Genomic DNA, 551 nt, shown 5'->3' on the forward strand with positions numbered 1-551 from the left:
GGCCCGGTCAGCGTCACCACCTTCACGGTAAACGGCACGACCTACGCCGCCGGCGCCACCGCCACCCTGGCCGGGGTCGGCACCCTGGTCATCAATGCCAACGGCAGCTACACCTTCACGCCAAACGCCAACTACAACGGCACGGTGCCGGTCGCCACCTACACCCTGACCGACGGCTCCGGTGCCAACGACACCTCGACGCTGGCGATCACGGTGACGCCGGTGAACGACGACTTCACCGATGCCAACGAAGTGATCAGCATCGCTGAAGACAGCGGTCCGCTGACGGGCACGGTGCTGAGCGGCACGAGCAGCGTCGATGGCCCGGTCAGCGTCACCACCTTCACGGTAAACGGCACGACCTACGCCGCCGGCGCCACCGCCACCCTGGCCGGGGTCGGCACGCTGGTCATCAACACCGACGGCAGCTACACCTTCACGCCAAACGCCAACTACAACGGCACGGTGCCGGTTGCCACCTACACCCTGACCGACGGCTCCGGTGCCAACGACACCTCGACGCTGGCGATCACGGTGACGCCGGTGAACGA

The 551-nt window shown here is 67.0% G+C and carries 1 protein-coding gene; it reads left to right on the forward strand.

Annotation, left to right across the window (positions count from 1 at the left end; translation table 11 throughout):
- A partial coding sequence (locus tag GH663_RS21035) for a cadherin-like domain-containing protein (RefSeq protein ID WP_170291476.1) occupies nucleotides 1–551 on the forward strand: 551 nt, incomplete at both ends.

The organism is Dechloromonas hortensis, from assembly GCF_009469765.1.
GTDB classification, from domain to species: Bacteria; Pseudomonadota; Gammaproteobacteria; order Burkholderiales; family Rhodocyclaceae; genus Azonexus; species Azonexus hortensis.